Origin of the sequence: Streptomyces sp. NPDC050658 (assembly GCF_044457025.1) — a bacterium.
GTDB lineage: Bacteria > Actinomycetota > Actinomycetes > Streptomycetales > Streptomycetaceae > Streptomyces.
The window spans coordinates 1-17,411 of the sequence record NZ_JBITGM010000012.1 but is presented as its reverse complement, the minus strand read 5'-3'; the positions used below and the strand labels follow the sequence as shown (position 1 = coordinate 17,411).

The 17,411-nt window shown below is 65.2% G+C and carries 9 protein-coding genes; 2 read left to right on the top strand and 7 right to left on the bottom strand.

What is annotated here, in order from left to right:
• Positions 1-32: 32 nt before the first annotated feature.
• Both ACIBKX_RS32700 and ACIBKX_RS32695 read left to right on the top strand, forming a co-directional pair.
• On the top strand, positions 33-386 hold the full coding sequence (locus ACIBKX_RS32700) for a hypothetical protein (RefSeq protein WP_363278015.1): 354 nt from the start codon (positions 33-35) through the stop codon (positions 384-386).
• 321 nt (positions 387-707) lie between these two features.
• Entirely contained in the window at positions 708-1,622 is a 915-nt protein-coding gene (locus ACIBKX_RS32695; protein WP_363278014.1) for a PRC and DUF2382 domain-containing protein, read from the top strand.
• Between the two features lie 83 nt (positions 1,623-1,705).
• Here ACIBKX_RS32695 and ACIBKX_RS32690 read toward each other — a convergent pair whose 3' ends face one another.
• From ACIBKX_RS32690 to ACIBKX_RS32660, 7 genes are all read right to left on the bottom strand, one after another.
• Positions 1,706-3,367: an adenosine deaminase gene (locus ACIBKX_RS32690; RefSeq protein WP_399376822.1), complete on the bottom strand. Its 1,662-nt coding sequence runs from the start codon at positions 3,365-3,367 to the stop codon at positions 1,706-1,708.
• Positions 3,368-4,096: 729 nt separating this feature from the next.
• Positions 4,097-5,611, bottom strand: coding sequence for a hypothetical protein (locus ACIBKX_RS32685; protein ID WP_399376714.1), 1,515 nt, complete (start codon positions 5,609-5,611; stop codon positions 4,097-4,099).
• Positions 5,612-5,954: 343 nt separating this feature from the next.
• Entirely contained in the window at positions 5,955-7,589 is a 1,635-nt protein-coding gene (locus ACIBKX_RS32680) for a hypothetical protein (RefSeq protein WP_399376712.1), read from the bottom strand.
• Positions 7,590-7,835: 246 nt separating this feature from the next.
• Positions 7,836-9,041, bottom strand: coding sequence for a hypothetical protein (locus tag ACIBKX_RS32675; RefSeq protein WP_363277994.1), 1,206 nt, complete (start codon positions 9,039-9,041; stop codon positions 7,836-7,838).
• A gap of 24 nt (positions 9,042-9,065) precedes the next feature.
• Positions 9,066-10,961, bottom strand: a complete 1,896-nt coding sequence (locus tag ACIBKX_RS32670) for a hypothetical protein (protein ID WP_363277993.1) — start codon at positions 10,959-10,961, stop codon at positions 9,066-9,068.
• Positions 10,958-14,920, bottom strand: coding sequence for a hypothetical protein (locus ACIBKX_RS32665; protein WP_363277992.1), 3,963 nt, complete (start codon positions 14,918-14,920; stop codon positions 10,958-10,960). The genes ACIBKX_RS32670 and ACIBKX_RS32665 overlap by 4 nt, the downstream gene beginning before the upstream one ends.
• Before the next feature lie 48 nt (positions 14,921-14,968).
• Positions 14,969-17,299 (bottom strand): hypothetical protein, encoded by a 2,331-nt coding sequence (locus tag ACIBKX_RS32660; protein WP_363277991.1) that lies wholly within the window; start codon positions 17,297-17,299, stop codon positions 14,969-14,971.
• Between the last annotated feature and the right edge of the window lie 112 nt (positions 17,300-17,411).

Below are 17,411 nucleotides of genomic sequence, written 5' to 3'. Positions count from 1 at the left end.
ATCGACAATGTTCGAGACACCGGGAGATACCTATGAGCAGACTCGCCCGTGGCCTGTGCAGCCTCCATGCGGGGCTCTTCGTGCTGCTCGCGTTCTGCGCCGTGCAGCAGTTCCGACATGGCGAGGCGTGGGCCGGGTCTGTCTTCGCCGCCGCCTCGGTCGTCCCCTTGCTCGCCGTCGCCCGTGAGGCCGAACTTGCCGACGAGCAGCGGGCCATCGCTGTCACAGCCGAGCGCAAGGCTCGGCGCCGCGAGTGGACCGATGAGGACGCCGCCGCCCTCGCACGCCTCGAACTCGCCGTCGCTTGCTGCGAACGGTGGTGGACATCCACCGGCCAGAGCCACGAGACCACCTGTCCGCAGAGCGGTCAGCGGCGCGCCGCATGAGCGAGTACCAGGCTGCTGCCGGGTGAGTCGCCGGCCTCCTCCCGCCCTCTGCCGGGAGGCGCGTACGGGCTTACGCCAAAAACTCCATTGCAAACAACGAACCATTCACTCGAATGGGCTAACGAGTGAGGGGTGTCGAGAGCGGGCAAAAGTGCCGTCGGCTGCGGGGAGCGAAGGCATTCTATCAATGGGCGATCGCACGTTGTGTGAATTTCTCGCCTTGCGCCGGAGGCGAGAGCGGAGCGCGATGGATGTCAGTCAGCGTGCGCCATTCCGTGGCATCCCCTGCCCGTCGCGCGCCGACCGAGGGAGTGATGAACCGTGACGCAGCGTGATGGAGGCTTAAGTAACCCCGATGCGCTCAAGGGCTTAACGGCCTATGACCGGAACGGTGACAAAATCGGCGGCGTCGAGCGGGTCTATATCGACGCTGCCAGCGGTCGTCCTGGATGGGTGACGGTCAGGACCGGCCTTTTCGGAACGAAGGAGAGCTTCGTGCCACTCGACGGGGCGCGGCGCGAGCAGGACTCTTTGCACGTGACGGTCACCAAAGAGGCCGTGAAGGAGGCGCCGGCGCCGGACGCCGGTCAACGCCTTGAGGCCGACCAGGAACAACAGCTCTACTCTCACTACGGATTGGGCAGCCCCGGCAGTACCACTCGTGGCGTGGCCGACTTCGACACAGCGTCGGCGTCGGCCGGCAGCACCAGGACTGCTGACGACCAGATTGTGACGGGAACCGGAGATATCGGTGGCGCGGCTGGTGTGGGGCAGGGAATCGAGGCACGGGAATTCGCCACGCGCAGTGGAGCTGTTGACGACAACGAGCGCCACGAGATGGTGTGTTGCGAGGAGCGTCTCCACGTGGGCACCAGGGAAGAGGAAGTCGGCCACGCCCGACTGAGGAAAGTGGTTGTCACCGAAGACGTGACCAGGACCGTGCCCCTCTACCACGAGGAAGTCCGCGTCGTACATGAGCCCATCCTGGAAGGAGAGAACATTCGCGCAGACTTCGGCGACGCCCAGACGGAAGTGACCTTGCACGCCGAGAGGCCGGTCATCCACAAGGAAGCCGTGGCGGTCGAACGCGTGCGTCTGGAGGTCGACAAGGTCACCGAAACTCAAGAGGTCTCTGACACCATCCGCAGGGAGCAGGTCGAGTTCGACGACGTCAAGTCGGACTACGGCGGCACAGGCGACTCCTGGCGTGAACGGAAGCGGGGCCCACGCCACTGACGTGGCGGCCCGCTGTTGTATGTCTCGAGCACCCGAGGGCAGGCCCGCCTCGGGTGCTCGTCTGGGGAGGGCAGACGGTGGCTCTACGGGGTGTCCTTCCCTCTCTTGCCCGGCGGCCTGCTGTGCTTGTCCTCGAACCCTGCGAAGGCTGCTTCCTGTCGCCACTGAACGGTGGCTTTGGGGCTGTGGCTCAGAAGCTCGGCACATGCCGGTGTCGGGGGCGCCTCGCCAGGGCGGTCGGACGCGCAGGCAGGGGCCGGCCGATAGCCGTTCCGGTGAGGAGCCTCTCGCCAGAGGCTGGCTCCGGGGAGGAAGGCGTATTCAAGCGAAGCACGGGCCAGGTCTTTGAGTTCTGGATAGCTCAGGCTGTAGGTCTGGGCGGCGTACTGGTATTCGTGGCTGATGTCGGTTCGGGAGATCCCGGGGTCGTCGGTGGCGAGGACGACGGGGACGCCGAAGATGCGGTAGGTGGTGAAGGGGTGGTCGGCGCCTGCGACGCCGAGGATCTGCTTGTTGCTGGTGAACGGCACCTCAACTGCAATACCCCGCTCGGACATGGTCGTGGCCAGCTCCCACCAGGAGTCCTCTTCGCGCAAGTCGACCCCGTGGCCGATGCGCTCGGCTCTTCCCGTGGTCACCGCGTCATTGATGTGGAAGGTGAGGTCTTCCGATTTCACCAGGCCCGGGACGAGTTCTCCCGCGTGCAGGGTGATGTGGGCCCGCGGGTAGATGTCATGCAGATAGTCGAGCATGCGCATCTGAGTGCGGTAGTTGCGCAGCGCGTTCTCTCCGTCCTCGGGCTGTACGAGGTTGACCGCGACGAACCGTTTATCGTCCAGCGACAGACGCATCCCGAGGACCATCTGTGTGAAGACACGCTGCAGTGCGCTGCCGCGCGACACCTGAGAGATCCACCGAACCGGCAACTGACAGCCCGCATCCGGGCGGGGAGTGCCGCAGTGCGCGGTGGACCGGAATTCTGACTCCGCCGCGTCTGCCTCACGGCGTGCTTCGGCCACGAGGCGGTTCATCTTGCCGTCAGCGGTCAGTTTCGCGTGCATCTTCGCGAAGTCGGGGTCGTAGCCCACCGAATCGGCGAGTTCCTTGGCTGCCTCGGAGGCGGGGGTAATCATCGTTTCCAGATAGAACTGGTGCTGCTTTGCGGCGGTGTTGGCTACATCGGCGAGCAGCACACCCCGGTGCCGCCCCGCCACCGCGCCAAACTTCGCGAAGGCGTCGAAGAAATGGTCATGAGCCGACTGGCCGGGCGGAAAGTCCTGCATGGACCAGGCCTTGACCAGTGCCAGCTCGAAAGCAGCATCCGTGCGCGCGTCGGCCGCAGGGCGGCTCCCCGGCTTGCACGGCGGTTCATAGGCTGTCATCGAGTCCGTTTCGATGCACATGCCGTCCTGGCCCGCGAGCTTGATCAACAGCTCGGTGGATGCCGCGCCGTTCAGATGGTTGTGCAGATCGCCTCCCTTCGGAAGCTCGTGGAAGAACGCACGCAGTTGGTCCGGCTGGTCCTGGATGGAGCTCAAGTAGGCGGAGACGCGCTGGTCGACCGACAGACGATCCCTTCCGCCCAGCGCGGGAACGTCGAGCCGCTGGCCAGGCAAGATGAAGTCAGGGTCGTCGAAGCGGCCTCCGTCGGGCTGGACTCTGCCCTTGTTCGCCGCATAGATACGTGGCCACTTGGTCGGGTCACCGTACACACGTTCCGCGATCAGCCAGAGGCTGTCGCCCATTACGACGGTCACCCGGTCCGGCCCGTCGCCGTTGGCGTCACGCGCAGCCGAGCCGGGGGGACGGGCGTCGACCGACTGCCGCCAGGGGCCCTGGCCGGCCGCCGTACCGGAAGGTCCGGTCACCGGAACCGAAGCGGACGAAGCGGTGGTAGCGGACGCGAGCAGTATGGTGCCCCCGGCCAGAAGCGACGTAAGACAGCGCACACCGCCTCGCCCCCGTATACGGAAGGCGGAGCTGCCGCGCGGCGCCGCCACGAGCCCTGATAATCGGCGGGACGCGAGGCCACACCAGGTGGCCCAAAAGAGGCCCGGCGCGGGCCAGATGAAGCCGCCGAGGCCGCCACAGGATTCGGCACGGCCCGTGACCGCGCCTGCCGGTTCGACGGCACCAGCGCTGTTCGCGCCTTTGTGCGGGACGGTGTCCGACATTTTGCGTTCCTTCCATAGGTTCGGGTTACGGCACCCGCGAGGGTGGGCTGCGGGCAGCCGATCGGCCCGTCCCCTGGTCACGTATGACCAGTCCTATGTCGCTTGCGCCTTTCCTTCACTCGCTGCCCAACGGCCCCCGCCAATAGCAGGGAACGGGAGGCTGCGACTACGGCGCGCGCCCGAGGGGCAGTGCATCGACACAAGAGGCCCCGGGCCCGGCGCCCGGGACCTCTCACGTGTACGCACTCGGCAGGAACGCGAACCCTCCTGCTGTGGTGCGGCGCGCCCGCGGAAGACGGGCTACCAGGTAACCCTCACGCCGCCGCCACCGGCACCACTGTTGGCGCTGCCGCCGACGGCCACGCCCGGCGGCACGGTCGAAGGACCAGGCGTGTCGGACCCGGTGTCGACCACGACGTTCCCGGAACTGGCGGGGGGCTTGCACCGGCCTTGGTTACCGCCACCGCCACCGCCACCAGCGCTGGGGCCGCCGCCGATGCTGCCGCCGCCACCCCCGTGGCCATATCCACCGTCACCGCTGCCGCCGCTGCCCCCTCCACCGCCTCCGCCGCCGTCGCCACCCACGCCTTCTTCGAAGTCTGATCCCTGGCCGCCACTACCGCCGCCGCCGTTGTGTCCACCGATGCCACCGTTGTCACCGCCGCCGGCGTCACCGCCGCCACCAGTGGCATCGCCGCCTCCGCCACCGTTGCCGCCTCCGCCGCCTCCCCCGCCGTCACCGTTGCCGCCATTGCCTGTGCCGCCGCTGCCACCACCGACGCCCGCTTGGGTTCCGCCGCCGCCCCCACCGCCGCCGCCCCCTCCGCCCGCAGCGATCAGGGTGGCGCTGCCGCTTGCGGGGTACTGGGTATGGTCGCCCGCACCGCCCACATGGAATGTGACGGGCTGGCCCGCTGTGAGATTGTCGATGGTGCTTCTGAGGTAGGCGCCGGCCCCGCCGGTACCGCCTGCCCCGCCAGGCCCCCCGTCCGTTCCATAATTGCCGGTGCCACCGCTGCTGCCGCTTCCTCCTCCGGGTCCCCAGAGTTCGAGGGTGATGCTGTCCACGCCCTCGGGGACGGTGAAGGTCTGGTCGCCGGTGTCGGTGATGAGGGCCATGGCCGGGGTTTCGGTGCTGAGGGTGAAGGGGCACCAGGCGTTGGTGCCCGCGCCGAAGGAGCCGTTGTCCTGGGACTGGCCGTTTTGTTCGCTCTTTGTCGTCAGGATTTGGGTGGTGGCCCAGAAGGGGGTTCCGGCGGTGGTGAGTGCGGTGGCGAGTTGGCTGGGCAGTCCGTCGAGTTTCCAGGCGGTGTTGATGGCGACCGGTGGGTTCTGGTCCTGGTCGTAGGTGTCGGCGTCGACGGAGACGCAGTTGGTGGTGTCGTGGTCGAAGAACCAGATCTTGGCGGAGTTGCCGCCTTTGGGTGAGTAGAGGGCCGACCTGATCCGGTCGAAGGCGAAGGGCGGGTTGTTCTCGGAGCTGCCGAAGACCTGGGCGATGGGCTGCGCGTAGGTGTCGGTGTCGCGGACCTTGAACGTTGCGCTCTTGACGGACATCTTGCGGACGAGGCCGCCCTGGAACAGATAGATCTCGGCCGGGTTGTCCAGGCAGAGTGCGGCGTCCAGGGGCTGGCTGCCGTCCAGGCTCGTCCCGCCGCTGGCGGTGAACGGGTCGACGTTGAAGAGGTCGGTCAGCGTGCCCGACTCTGCGGGTGCGTCATCCCACCAGGGTTTGCCTTTGGACGGGTCCCAGGCGTACCGGTCGTAGGTGTGCTGGCCGTTCGCCTTGTACAGGCCGAAGAGGCTGGCTTCCACCGTTTGGACGTCCTGACCCCACGGAATATGCGCGGGAGCGGAAAATACTGCGTCGTATGTACGCATCGCAAGGTGTCCCTTCCGTGACACTTGGATGTCCTGACAGCCAGGACCCGCTATGTCATACGTCGCCGACACATGTCCGCCCCTCGGATCCGCGCTGGGTATCTCCTGGATTAGGCGACGGAATGGGGATCTCCGCTTAGCCCTGGGGCGAAAGGGAGGGGGGCGGTGTCCACCGTCTGCAGTAGCACCGCCCCTGGTCGGCGAGGACGATTACCCCTTGGCTTTTTCAATGCACCCAGCAGCGAGGCCAGTTGACGCCATCCGTGCAAGTGCCTCATCACCACGTGATTCTGATGCCGCCGTTGCCACCGCCGTTCCCGTCCGCGTTCCCAGCGGAGCCTCCCGTGCCGCCCGCAGCGGTTCCGGCAGGCGGGTTACCGGCCGGCGTGGTGCCGCTGCCGCCGTTGTAGTAAGTGCTGTTCGTGTCGCGCAGGTAGCTCCAGCCCTGACTACCGCCGCCACCACTAATTGCCCCGCCGCCGCCCCCACCAGCGCCGTTGCCTCCCCAGCCGTTGCCGCCTGCTCCGCCACCACCGGCACCGGCACCATTGCCGGCGAAGCCCTTTCCGCCTGCTGGGCCACCGCCTGCTCCGCCCAAGTCGCCGGCCTTGCCACCCAGGGAGCCGCCGCCACTACCACCCCAGCCGGAACAGACACCACCGTCTGCTCCCCCAGGGCCTGCTCCGCCTCCGCCTGCGCCATCGGTGGTGCTCTGGCCAGCAGCGTTCCAGCCGTTGCCTCCTGCTCCGCCGTCACCAGTGGCAGAGAAGTCGCCGCCGTTGCCACCGCGTGTGTTGTCACCGCCGCGCCCACCACTCGGAGGCGAAGGGAAGGAGTCGTCGCCGTTACCGCCGGGCGCGCCACCTTGAAGATGCGGATTGTCGGCGCCTTTGTACCCGGGACCTGCCCCGCCGTCGCCGCCGTTGGTGTCCAGTCCCGCGCCGCCGCCGTGGCCGCCTCCGGCCGCCGCGAGGATCACGTCCCCGGTCGCGGGATACCGAGTGTGGTCGCCTGATGCTCCGACGTGGAAGGCGAGTGATTGCCCCGGACTGACCGAGATGGTGTCTCTCAGGTAGGCGCCGGCACCGCCATTGCCGCCGCTGTTGTTGTCGCCGCCGCCTCCTCCGCCTCCGGGACCCCAGAGTTCGAGGGTGAGTGTTGTGACGCCGGTGGGGACGGTGAGGTTCTGGTCGCCGGGATCGGTGAAGAGGGACATGGCCGGGGTTTCGGTGCTCAGAGTGAAGGGGCACCAGTCGCTGCCTGCGCTTAAGTAGCCCTTGTCCTGGGACTGGCCGTTCTGGTCGCTGTTCGTTTTCAGGATTTGGGTGGTGGCCCAGAAGGGGGTTCCGGCGGTGGTGAGTGCGGTGGTGAGCCCGGTGGGCAGTCCGTCGAGTTTCCATTCGGTGTTGATGGCGGCCGGGTTGTTGCCGCTCTGGTCGTAGGTGTCGGCGTCTACGGAGACGCAGTTGGTGCTGTTGTGGTCGAAGAACCAGATCTTGGCGGAGTTGCCGCCTTTGGGTGAGTAGAGGGCCGACCTGATCCGGTCGAAGGCGAAGGGCGGGTTGTTCTCGGAGCTGCCGAAGACCTGGGCGATGGGCTGCGCGTAGGTGTCGGTGTCGCGGACCTTGAACGTTGCGCCCTTGACGGACATCTTGCGGACGAGGCCGCCCTGGAACAGATAGATCGCCTCTGGATTGTCCAGGCAGAGTGCGGCGTCCAGGGGCTGGCTGCCGTCCAGGCTCGTGCCGCCTTCAGCGGTGAACGGGTCAGCGTTGAAGAGGTCGATGAGCGTGCCCGAATCCTTGGGAGCATCACCCCACCACGGCTTGCCCGCGGACGGATCCCAGAGGTACCGGTCGTAGGTGTGCTGGCCGTTCGCCGCCTTGTACAGGCCGAACAGGCTGGGCCCCACCGTTTGAACGTCGTTGCCCCACGGCATATGTGCGGGGGCGGAGAAGACTGCGTCATACGCTTGCATCGCACGGTGCCCCTTTCATGACACGTGGAGGTCCTGACAGTCAGGACCCCGCCGAGTCATATGTCGTCGCCATACGTCTTTACCCTCGGACCCGATTAGACCTGTTCCGGGTGGCAAGACGAATACAGCTCTCCCATTGGCCCCAGGGCCAATGGGGAACGCTGTCGGCGGTGGCTTCCATCAGCTGGTTTTTTTGGCGAGTGTGCCGGCGCCGAGTGGATACCACGCAGTGCGGTAGGTGCCGTTCTTGTCGGTCCAGGCGATATTGACGGTGCTGTTTTGGGGGACGGGGAGCAGGATTCTATTGCCCGTGAAGGCGCTGGGAGGTTCGGCGTGGTGTGCGGTGGAGCTCTTGATTTTGTAGGTTCTTGCTGTTCCGCCATTAGGCGGCGTTATTTGCACGACGACTGCGGAATCCGCACCTTGGGCGGTGGCGAGGAGCAGTCCGTCGGTGGTGCTCGTGTGGATGCCAGTGGTGGTGACGAGATGAGGGCTCTTGAGAATGCTGGTGGTGTAGTCGACCGTGAGGTTGTGGAGGTCGACGTCGCTGTTCTGGACGGTGACGAGTGCGGTCTGCGTATGGGTACTTGAGGGCTGGTGGTTCTTGTCGAAGAGAGTGAGGGTGAGGGTAAAGAGGGTGGTATGAGCGAGCGTGAGGTTATTTGCCGTAAGGTCGTTGTTCGGTCCGTGTCCCGTGTAGCGACCAGTGCCGTTGTTGTTGAGGGCCGTGATGTCGAGTGCACCGTCGAGTTGGTCGTAATTTATGGTGAGGGTGTAGTAAGGCTGTCCGTCGACTTGTGTTTGAGAGATGCCGACGGGGTTGCATACCCAGCTGAGAGCGAGGAGCTCCCCTTGCTTGACGATTATTTCTTCTCGGGGATCAGGAGCGAAGCTGTCGAATTCGGTTCCCGGCTGAGTCTTGGCAAGGGGAATGGGAGGTAACTGGACGCCGGGGTCGTTGATGTCTGCATTGGGGAATTCGGTAACGGTGATGACGGTTTGCGTGAGGTCGTCTGAGTTGAGTTTGTCGTTGACGGTGACCAGGACGTCGACGTCGAGTTTTCCGTGAGCTTTGAGAATTCCACCCTTATGAGGGAGGAGTTGAATGATGGGCTTTCCGGTGGTGTCGGCCCCAACGTTGAAGTCCCAGCCGGCCCCCGTCTTCGGGGTGACTGTGGCGCTCTTGAGGTCTTGTACGGTGCAGAGATTTTCCGCCGTGTCGCCGGGATTGAGGTCGATGTTGATTCCGTAACAGGTGATGGACGAGTCTGTATCGTTATGGAAAGAGAAGCGGAGTGTGACACTTTCGCCCGCCTGAATGGGGTCGGGATTGGTGGAGAAGTCTGTGAGGGGGATAGGGGGCTTTGTGTCGTCTAGGATCTTCATAATGTTTCCTCCGGTGGTGTCTCTTTACGTGGTGAGGTTCATTGTGCCGAGAGAGTGCCATGTGCACTGGTGCTGGGTGGCCCCACCGGGGAGACTGTAGGAGATCGTGGTGCCTTTCCTGATGGGCAGAGTGAAATTCTGGTTGTCCGCCGTGTTCTTGTCCGTACTGACGGTGGATTTGATGGCGAAAGATATTTGGTCGCCATCTGGCGGGGTGACTTTCGCGTTGAGCGCGCCGTGGTAGACGGATGCGAAGAGGAATCCGTCGGTGGGGGCGGTGTAGGTGGTGCTCACGTCCAGGTCGGTCGGCTGGGTGACGAGCATTTGGGCGGAGCCCTGGACGCTGACGTGGCCGACTTCGAGGTCGCCGCTGGTGACGACGGTGGCGGTGGTCAGGTCCGTATAGAGGGGGTCGGTGCTGCTGTCGGGCTGGTAAGTGGCCGTCAGATGGAATCCGACACCGAGGCCGTTGAGGGGCTGAGTGGGGACGGAGAAGTACGCGAGCTGCTTGTTGAGGGGGTCGGGCGTCGCGTACTGCTGGAGAGTGGTGTCGTCCACGGTGACGGATTGCGTGTCGGTGCCGCTGTAAAGGTTGTAGGTGAGGGTGTAGCTGAAAAGTGAACTGCCGCCGTTGATGGGGCCGTGCCAGCGCAGGTGGGTGGTCTGGCCCTGGGGCACGGTGAGGGCATCGGGGTAGAAGTCCTCGACGATCTGGTCCTGTGGCCACGCGGCCTCGATCTGGGGGCCCATGGCGGGGACATGAGGAGCGAGACGGGCGAAATCGTCCGTGTCGTCGGTGAGATTTCCGACGCCGAGGGGATGCCAGGTCAGGGTGTAGTCCTGAGCGGGGATACCGAACTGCACGGTGCTGTTCTTGTTGACGGGGATGGAGAAGTTCTGGTTGTAGGCGCCTTGGTTGTCATGAGTGGACTGGGGAAGGACGAGGTGGAAGGTTGAAGGCATGCTGAGGTGTCCGCCCAAACCGCCGCTGGGCGGGGCTATCTGAACCCAGAGTTGGCCGGTGCTGCCGCTGATGGAGCCGGTGAGTATGCCGTCAGTGGGCGCGATGTACTGCGTATCGTTGGAGAACCCTTGCTGGGTCGGCGTGAGAATCTGTGCCACGCCGGTCAGGCTGTTGATGTTGCCCGCTTCGAGGTCTCCGCGATGGACGAAGCTCGCCGTTGTCAGGTCCTTCACTTCCTGGTCGCCCAAGGACTTGTAGACGGCTTCGAGTTGGTAGCCGACCACGAGACCGTCGAGCGGCTCGGTGGGGTAGACGAAGTCACGGACGGTGTTGTTCGCGGTTTCCGGAGTGACGTACTGGGCGAGTTCCGCATTGCTCAGATGAATCGATTGGGGGTTCTCACCGCCGGTGTTGTAGGTGAGGGAGTACTCGATGAGAGGGTTCTTGGAGCAGGTCCAGTGCAGGGTGTCGTTGTGGTCTCTCTCCAGTGACGTGTTGTCGGCGTAGAAGTTCTTGAACACACCGTCGTCACCGGTCGGCCAGAACCGCACCGGTAGCTGTAACGGCCTCTGGCCGGTGGTGTGGGCCTGGTCGGTGAGGTGCAGTACGGAGGCGCCGCCGGATTCCGGCGGGCGGATGCCGCTGAGGGTCAGGGTGAACCGCTCGCCGGGTGCGACGCTGCGACGTACCGGGTCGGCGCGGTAGACGCCCGGGCCTGCGTCGCTGACGCTCCAGCCCTTGCTCGCGGTCACTTCGAGTGATGCGGGGCTGGTGGTGAGGGCGTTGGCACCGGGCGTCGCGGTCAAGGGGAACGCGAAGGTGATGCCGGTGCACGCGATGGCGGCGGTGGTGGGGTTGGTGACCTGCAGGCTGAGCGTGGCTTCCCCTCGCCGGGTGCTGGAACTACTGGTGTGCACGCGGTAACGCAGTCCGCTCGTGCTGGTGAGAGTGGTCATGATTCGTGCTCCGGGTGGGTCTCGGTCGTGGGCGCGTCAGCGGGCTGCTTCGCGTTGCGTGGCGTGTGCTGGTCTCCCTCTCCGGTGGGCGGTGCCTCGCCCAGGGCAGCGGCCAGCGTGAGATAGCCGGTGCGGGCCACAGGGCTCTCCTGGTCGAAGTGGGCCAGGGTGTCGGGGGGCGTGAGGGGGTAGTGGTCCCACGCCAGCGCCGCTTCCTTGCCTCCGCCGCCGCTGGGGTGGACCTCGGACCAGTCCCAGGTACCGGTCCAGTTCTCCGGGCGGGGCATGACGACGGCGGTCACCTCGTCGTTCTCGCCCGCGCTGGTGGGCACGGGCCGGGTCCCCGCCAGAATCGGGCCCATCCGGCAGGGGATCTGCAGGCGGGACAGGGGAGTTCGGACATCTTCCTCCGGCAGCCGCAGCGTGACGGTGGGAAGGATGTCGGTGACCGCGTTGATCTCGGCCCAGGGGTGGACCACCATCGTCACGTAGGCGACGACCGGGTCCGAGGGGTCCGTGGCGTGCTTGTTGGGGTTCTCCGGCATGGGCGCGAGGTTGACCGGCAGAGCGAGGTCTTGCGCGGTGATCTTCTGCGCGTAGCCGCTGTCCTGACCGTCCGCGGTGCGGAACACGCCGTAGTCGGTGGGCTTGTCGGTCTGCACGCGGCCGTTGGAGGTCGCGTGCGTGAAGTAGCCGATCAGGCCGTCGGTGGTTTCCATGACACCGTTGCCGTTCCGGTGCTGACCGCCAAGCCGGATGTTCCAGTTCCAGGCGTTCTTCAGGTAGTCGGGCGTGGGGAAGTCCAGCACCGGATAGGGCGGCTGCGTGCTGCCCCAGCTGGGGTCGGTGATGGCAAGGGTGGCGCTTTCCAGCGTCAGACGTGCCCGGAGCAGAGCGACTGGTGTGCCGACCAGTGGGGCGACCATGCTGCTGCTGTTCCCGACGGGCGGAGCGGTGAGGGAGCTGTCTCCGATGGCTCCGACCAGGGAGTCGAACGCCGCGGTCTTTCCGTTGCGCAGGCCGGTGAGGAAGCCGAACAGTTCAGGGCAGGCCTTCGCGAAGTCACCGGTCGAGTCGGTCGGGTCATCCTGGTACGGGTAGTACGGAAGGGTGGCCCAGTCGATCGCCTCGGATTCGGTCGATCCGTCGGTGCCGATGCCCTTACGGCCCTCCATGATCTGGGCGCCGTCCGCGTCGTGGACCAGCAGGGAACCGGTGAGCTGGTTCACCAGGAGCCATCCCACGACGGGGGACGGGGCCGGATGGCTCGCGGTGGCCACGACCGGCGGGTCGTTGACGACTGCACCCGAGACGCTGGGGGAGGTGTTCGCGGAGACGAAGTCGAACCGCAGGCGGCTCGGCTCGGCGATCCGCGGCCCGACCTGTACATAGATCGGCTCGGGCCCGTACTCGGCGTTCACGAGGATCGGCTGTCCGCTGCCGGGATCGACGCTGGGCTTGAGGGTGTCGGCGATCCAGGTCTTCTGTGCGGAGGGCTCCAGGGCGTTGCCGTGCCCGGGGTTGATGCAGGGGAGGTCGCGTCCCATGCTGTCGACGACATCGACGAAGGTGAACACGAACTGGCCTCCGCCCGCCGGCGTGAAGCGGATCCCCGGCAGGTGCATATGGTCGGGGTCGGGGACGGGGAAGCCGCTGTCGGGATAGTCGTAGTCGGCCAGCAGGTCACTCAGGTGCCCCGAGTCGGTGTTGTCCGACGGGTCATGCGGGTTGGGCTCGACGCCCGCGCCGCTCATCCGCTGTTCCAGATTCTGCAGAAAACCATCCATCATCTGGGAGATCGGCCCCGGGCCCATCTGGGAGGGCAGCTCCTTGAGGGCTTCGGGGACATTGTCGTAGAGGCGGAAATGGCGTTCCACGGCGCTCTTCGCCAGATCGGACGGCAGGTCGGTCAGAGCGGCCCGGCCGTAGTACGTCAGTGGTTGTACGGTGCCCGGTGTGCCTTCCTTTGCCAGTTGGTACCGGCCGCTGTTGGCATCGAAGGCCCAGTGGTATCCGGTGGTGGTGTCCATGGGGACGGGGAAATAGTCGATCCGCCATACCAGGTAGACCGGCTCCCAGGGCTGGTTCCACGCGGCGGAGAAGTAGCCGGGGCCGGTGTCCTGGCCGCCGGAGTCCTTGAAGGAATCCGAGACGCCCGTCTGCTTGTCGAGCGTGCCCAGGTCGGTGACCAGGTCGTTGTCCTGGCTGGTGCTGCCGTGCCCAGCGGCCCGCGCCAGGAGTGCGAATTCCTGGAACAGGCCGTTGAAAGCGTCCTGAACCTGGCCGGGAAGCCGGCTGCTCCAGCCGGGCACAGAGCTCGGGGGCGACTGCAGGCTGCCGTTGATCTTCATCTGGGCGACCAGTTGGTCACGGGAACGGCACCGAAGCAGGTCCGGATACTCGGGCACCTTGTCGGCGTTGACACCGTCCAGGAGAGCGACCGGGTCGTTGGGGGTGTAGAAGGGAGGAAGGGGAACCCGGGTGAGGACGCGGTGGACGCCGTTCTCGTTCTCGCAGTTGGGGTCCAGGCCGTGGGCCTTCTCAAAGGCCAGCAGGCTCGCCTGGAATGCCTCTTCCGTCGCCCCGGACGGGATCCCGTCCGTACCCGTGAGCAGGGCCGCCATCTGGTCCTGAACCGACTTCAGGCTCGCGGCGAGCGCGTTGATCTCGGCCGTGGGGTCGAAGCCCGCCGGCTTGCCCCAGGGCGTGTTGTGCGCCTGGTCGGGCATCTGGCCGAAACGCCAGACGTTGTACAGCCGGTCCTGGAGCCCCGTCTCGTTCCTGGCCAGCAGGTTGTACTGGTACTGCTTCGCATTGAGCGCGGCCAGCCAGTTCCGCTCGTTCTCCAGTTCCGTGTCCGTCGTGGCCGTGTCGCAGCCCGGCGAGTCGGTGATCATCCACGCGTAGTCCGTCTTCTGCGGCGCGAACCACGAGCTGTGCACCGTGTCGTCGAATTCCTGCGGATTCTGGTCCAGTACGGACATGCGGTCGGAAAGGAACGCCTGGAGGAGGCGGCTGACCGAATAGTTTCCGCTCACCCGGTCGGCGGCCGCGGCTTCCGATGTGTCATGTCCGACTGCCAGGTCCACCTGTTTCGCGGAATCGGGCAGGTTGTCCACCGTGCCCGCCGGCAGATCCCCTGTTTCGGTCCACGGCAGCCTCAGCGCTGTTCCGGCATACACCGACAACGCGTCCGTCGTGCTGCGGCCGGCACCCCAGCCCAGTTGCTCCAGCAGTGCGCCCAGGTCGGACGCACCGGCAAGAATGTCCTTTGTGGGGTCGGAGTACCAGCCCACCACCAGATAGTCGAGCGTTGAATTGTCGGACACACCATCAAGGTCGTCATAGAAGGAGAAGACGCCCTTGTGATAGGGCTGGAACCCGCAGAATGCCAGGTGCCCCGGTCCTAACGCAGTGAGGAAGAGAGCATCCGAATTATCCTCGCTCCACCCCTCGACCGCGAACGGCCGCCCGATGATGCCCTCCTTCACGTCGCCCTGGTTGTACTGGTCGCCGTAGTCGTCGGTGTACGGCGTCTGAACCGTAAAGGGATATGAGCAGTGATTCTCCTTCCACGGAGGGGCGTCCAGGGCGTCGCTGTCGAAGCCGGGGACGTCGGGGTCAATGAGGTTGTCGCTCTCCACGACCCATGCCTTGAAGGAAGGATCCGAGTTCCACGCACCGGTCTGGCTGGAACGAACGACTAGCCACCGGTTGGGCACCACGGGAAAGCTGTCCGCGTCCGTGCCCTGGGGTGTGCGCAGCGCGCGCGGCAGCGACCAGTGCACGTACGTGCCGGGGTCAGGGGCGGTTACCTGGTTTACGTTCGGGTACGGCTCCGGAGGCCGCCCGAGGTCGTTCGGGTCGGTGAAATCGAGTTCCCAGTGTCCGTAGCCGGCCTCACGCAAACTCGTGGTCTGGTTGACCAGATACGCCTTGACCTCGACAGGAACGATCAATGGATTATTAGTCACAATAGGCTCCGAATGGTAAGAGAGTGCCTGTCTTTACGGCTGTTTGAACGTCTGGCGGCTTGGCGACTGAATAAATTCCACCGCAAAATCGGACGACGACAGGGTGCCGGTGAGTTCACCGAGGGTCCGTAGCGCCTGGGACAAGTCCGGTACCACTTTGTGAATATCGAGAGTCCCGGCGCCGGAGCTTCCGGCGCGAAGGTAGTTCAGGAGGCCCTTGGAGTCCGTACCCTGGGCAGGGAAGGTGTCATTGTTCGCGATGATGCCCCCGGTGCTGTTGCTCGTCAGATGCCTCAGGTACAGCCAGAGGCCGTCACCTATTATCTCTGCGCCAAAATAGAGGTCCTGGTGCGGCTCGCTAAAATTCACCACATCAGGAATGTCTTCGAAAAGGCACAGAAGGAGATCGGGGGCGAGGTATTCCCGGCGCACGATTTGAACCGGGCTATTGTTCTTCTCTGCGTCGATGATCATTCCCGGCCAGTCGCTGGCAAGTCGGGAGCGCAACAGCAGCCCGGCCTTCGGCCAGGAAACCGTGTTGGCCTCGGCCCGAAGCTGAGCAAGGACCGTCTCGTGCAGCGCTTTGTCGACGTCGGACTGGGCGCCGGCGCTTGCGAACCCGTCGGCGAGCGCCGTGATCCAGGTGGAGTCGGTGTAGAAGAAGCGCACACTCTCCACGGGAAGCATCCGCTGGTCGGCCACCAGATGGTCGAACGGGATCATGTCCAGGGCGCCGAGAGAGTCGAGGACGTCCCCGACCTGCGCAGTCTCGTCCTCCAGCGCATGCGCCAGCATCTCGCGCACTTCGCTTCGCTGGACGAGAGCACGCATCTGCTCGGCACGCGACAGTGGAGCCCCGGCGTCCGCAGCGGTCACAGCGGTCGATCGCTGCGGACGCTGCCGCGTCAGACGCTGGCCAAGACCGCCTTCGACGAGAGTGTGGAGCCGGTGGGTGGCGGGCTGTGGATGGGCCAACGCCTCCGCGGTGGTCAGCGCTTCGGGGTCCAGACCGCTGATGTCCGAGGGAGTCGTCAGGCGACGGAAGATGGTGGCAGCGGTGCTCCGTGCCTTCCTCCAGAAGGCCTTCTGCGCGGTGCGTGCCTGCGCGTGGGACAAGCCCATCTGCCAGCCCGTCATCCACGCCACGGCGTAGGACAGGTCAAACACACCCCAGTCCTTGATGTAGACCAGCAGCCCGTCGGTCGTGCTAGGACTCGTGACCTCGTCCTGCGCCGCATGTGCCTGCGGGGCGCGGGCCAGAGTCGGTGGCGTCAGACCGGGGGGAAGCGGAGGCGGCGGAACGGGAGTCAGCGGCCCGCGGTACCAGGCAAATGTCTCCTCACCTTCAGCGGTGAGGTAGGAGAGCGGAACGTATCCCCACTCCAGTCGCCGCTGCACCTCGCGGGCCTCGTCGGTGCTTGCGTCGGCGGGAGGCGACAACCGCAGAGAGAGCGCGTGCGGAGCGTCCGGGCTCGGAGGCTCGCCCGGCAGCGCCAGAGCGTGGACCCGCTGAGAAAAGTGCCCGCCGTCCTCCGTCTGCGAGGAGAAGGACCATGACATCAGCGACACGAGCCGCACCGTGGGCTGACCACCCGGTACCTGCGGTCCTCCGTCCGACGTCAGACAGTCGACAAAGCCCTCCAGCGACACCAGGTGGGCGGCATAGTTTCCCGTCGTACGAGGGAAACGGTTCGCCACGACAACGCTGTACTGGCCCACGTCGGTCAACTCATCCAGCGACATCCGGGACTTCGCCAGGAGTGAGGGAGTCTCCGTCACCTCACGCACGTGCGCCAGATACGGCAGCTCATCAAACCGAGGCACGACGCCCGTGAACACCTGTGACGGTACGTCGATCGTCCGGCACGTGCTCTGCAGAACCTCCGCGATCACCGAGTCGGTCGCGATCTTCGGACCGCGGACGTTCGGGTCGTTCAGGGTCAGCAGGTCATTTACGGTGTAGCTGGTATTGACGAGGCCCTGCGCATGAGGGTCATCCGGCAGCTCACCCTCAGCGAAAATGAGCAGTGCCAGCCACGGGGTGCCCTCTGCCCCAGGTTTCAGCAGTACTTCCCACGGCAGGATGAGTCGGTTCAGGCTCACGTGGGCCAATTCGTTTTCGAATTGCCCGCTGGCTCCGTTCGGAGGGTGGCTCGCGTGCACAAAACTGGGGTCCAGGGAGAACCGGGGTCCATGAACCTGGAAGTATTGGGTGATCGTGGAGAATTGGTCGCCATTTTGATTGGAATGGCTGATGGACTGTCCGTCCTTCTGTACATCCTGATGGATGTCGATTTGGTACTTGCCATCCGTCAGAGACGGCGTGTAGGAATCGTAGAAATTAATCGTCCGTGGTGTCGCCATGATGAATTCTCCCGCCTCCGTGGGCGTTTAGACAGTGAGGGGATTGGTGGTGTAGAGGCCTTGGGTGATGCGTGTTTGGAAGCGGTTGAGCGCATCGTTGGTGTGGGGGCTG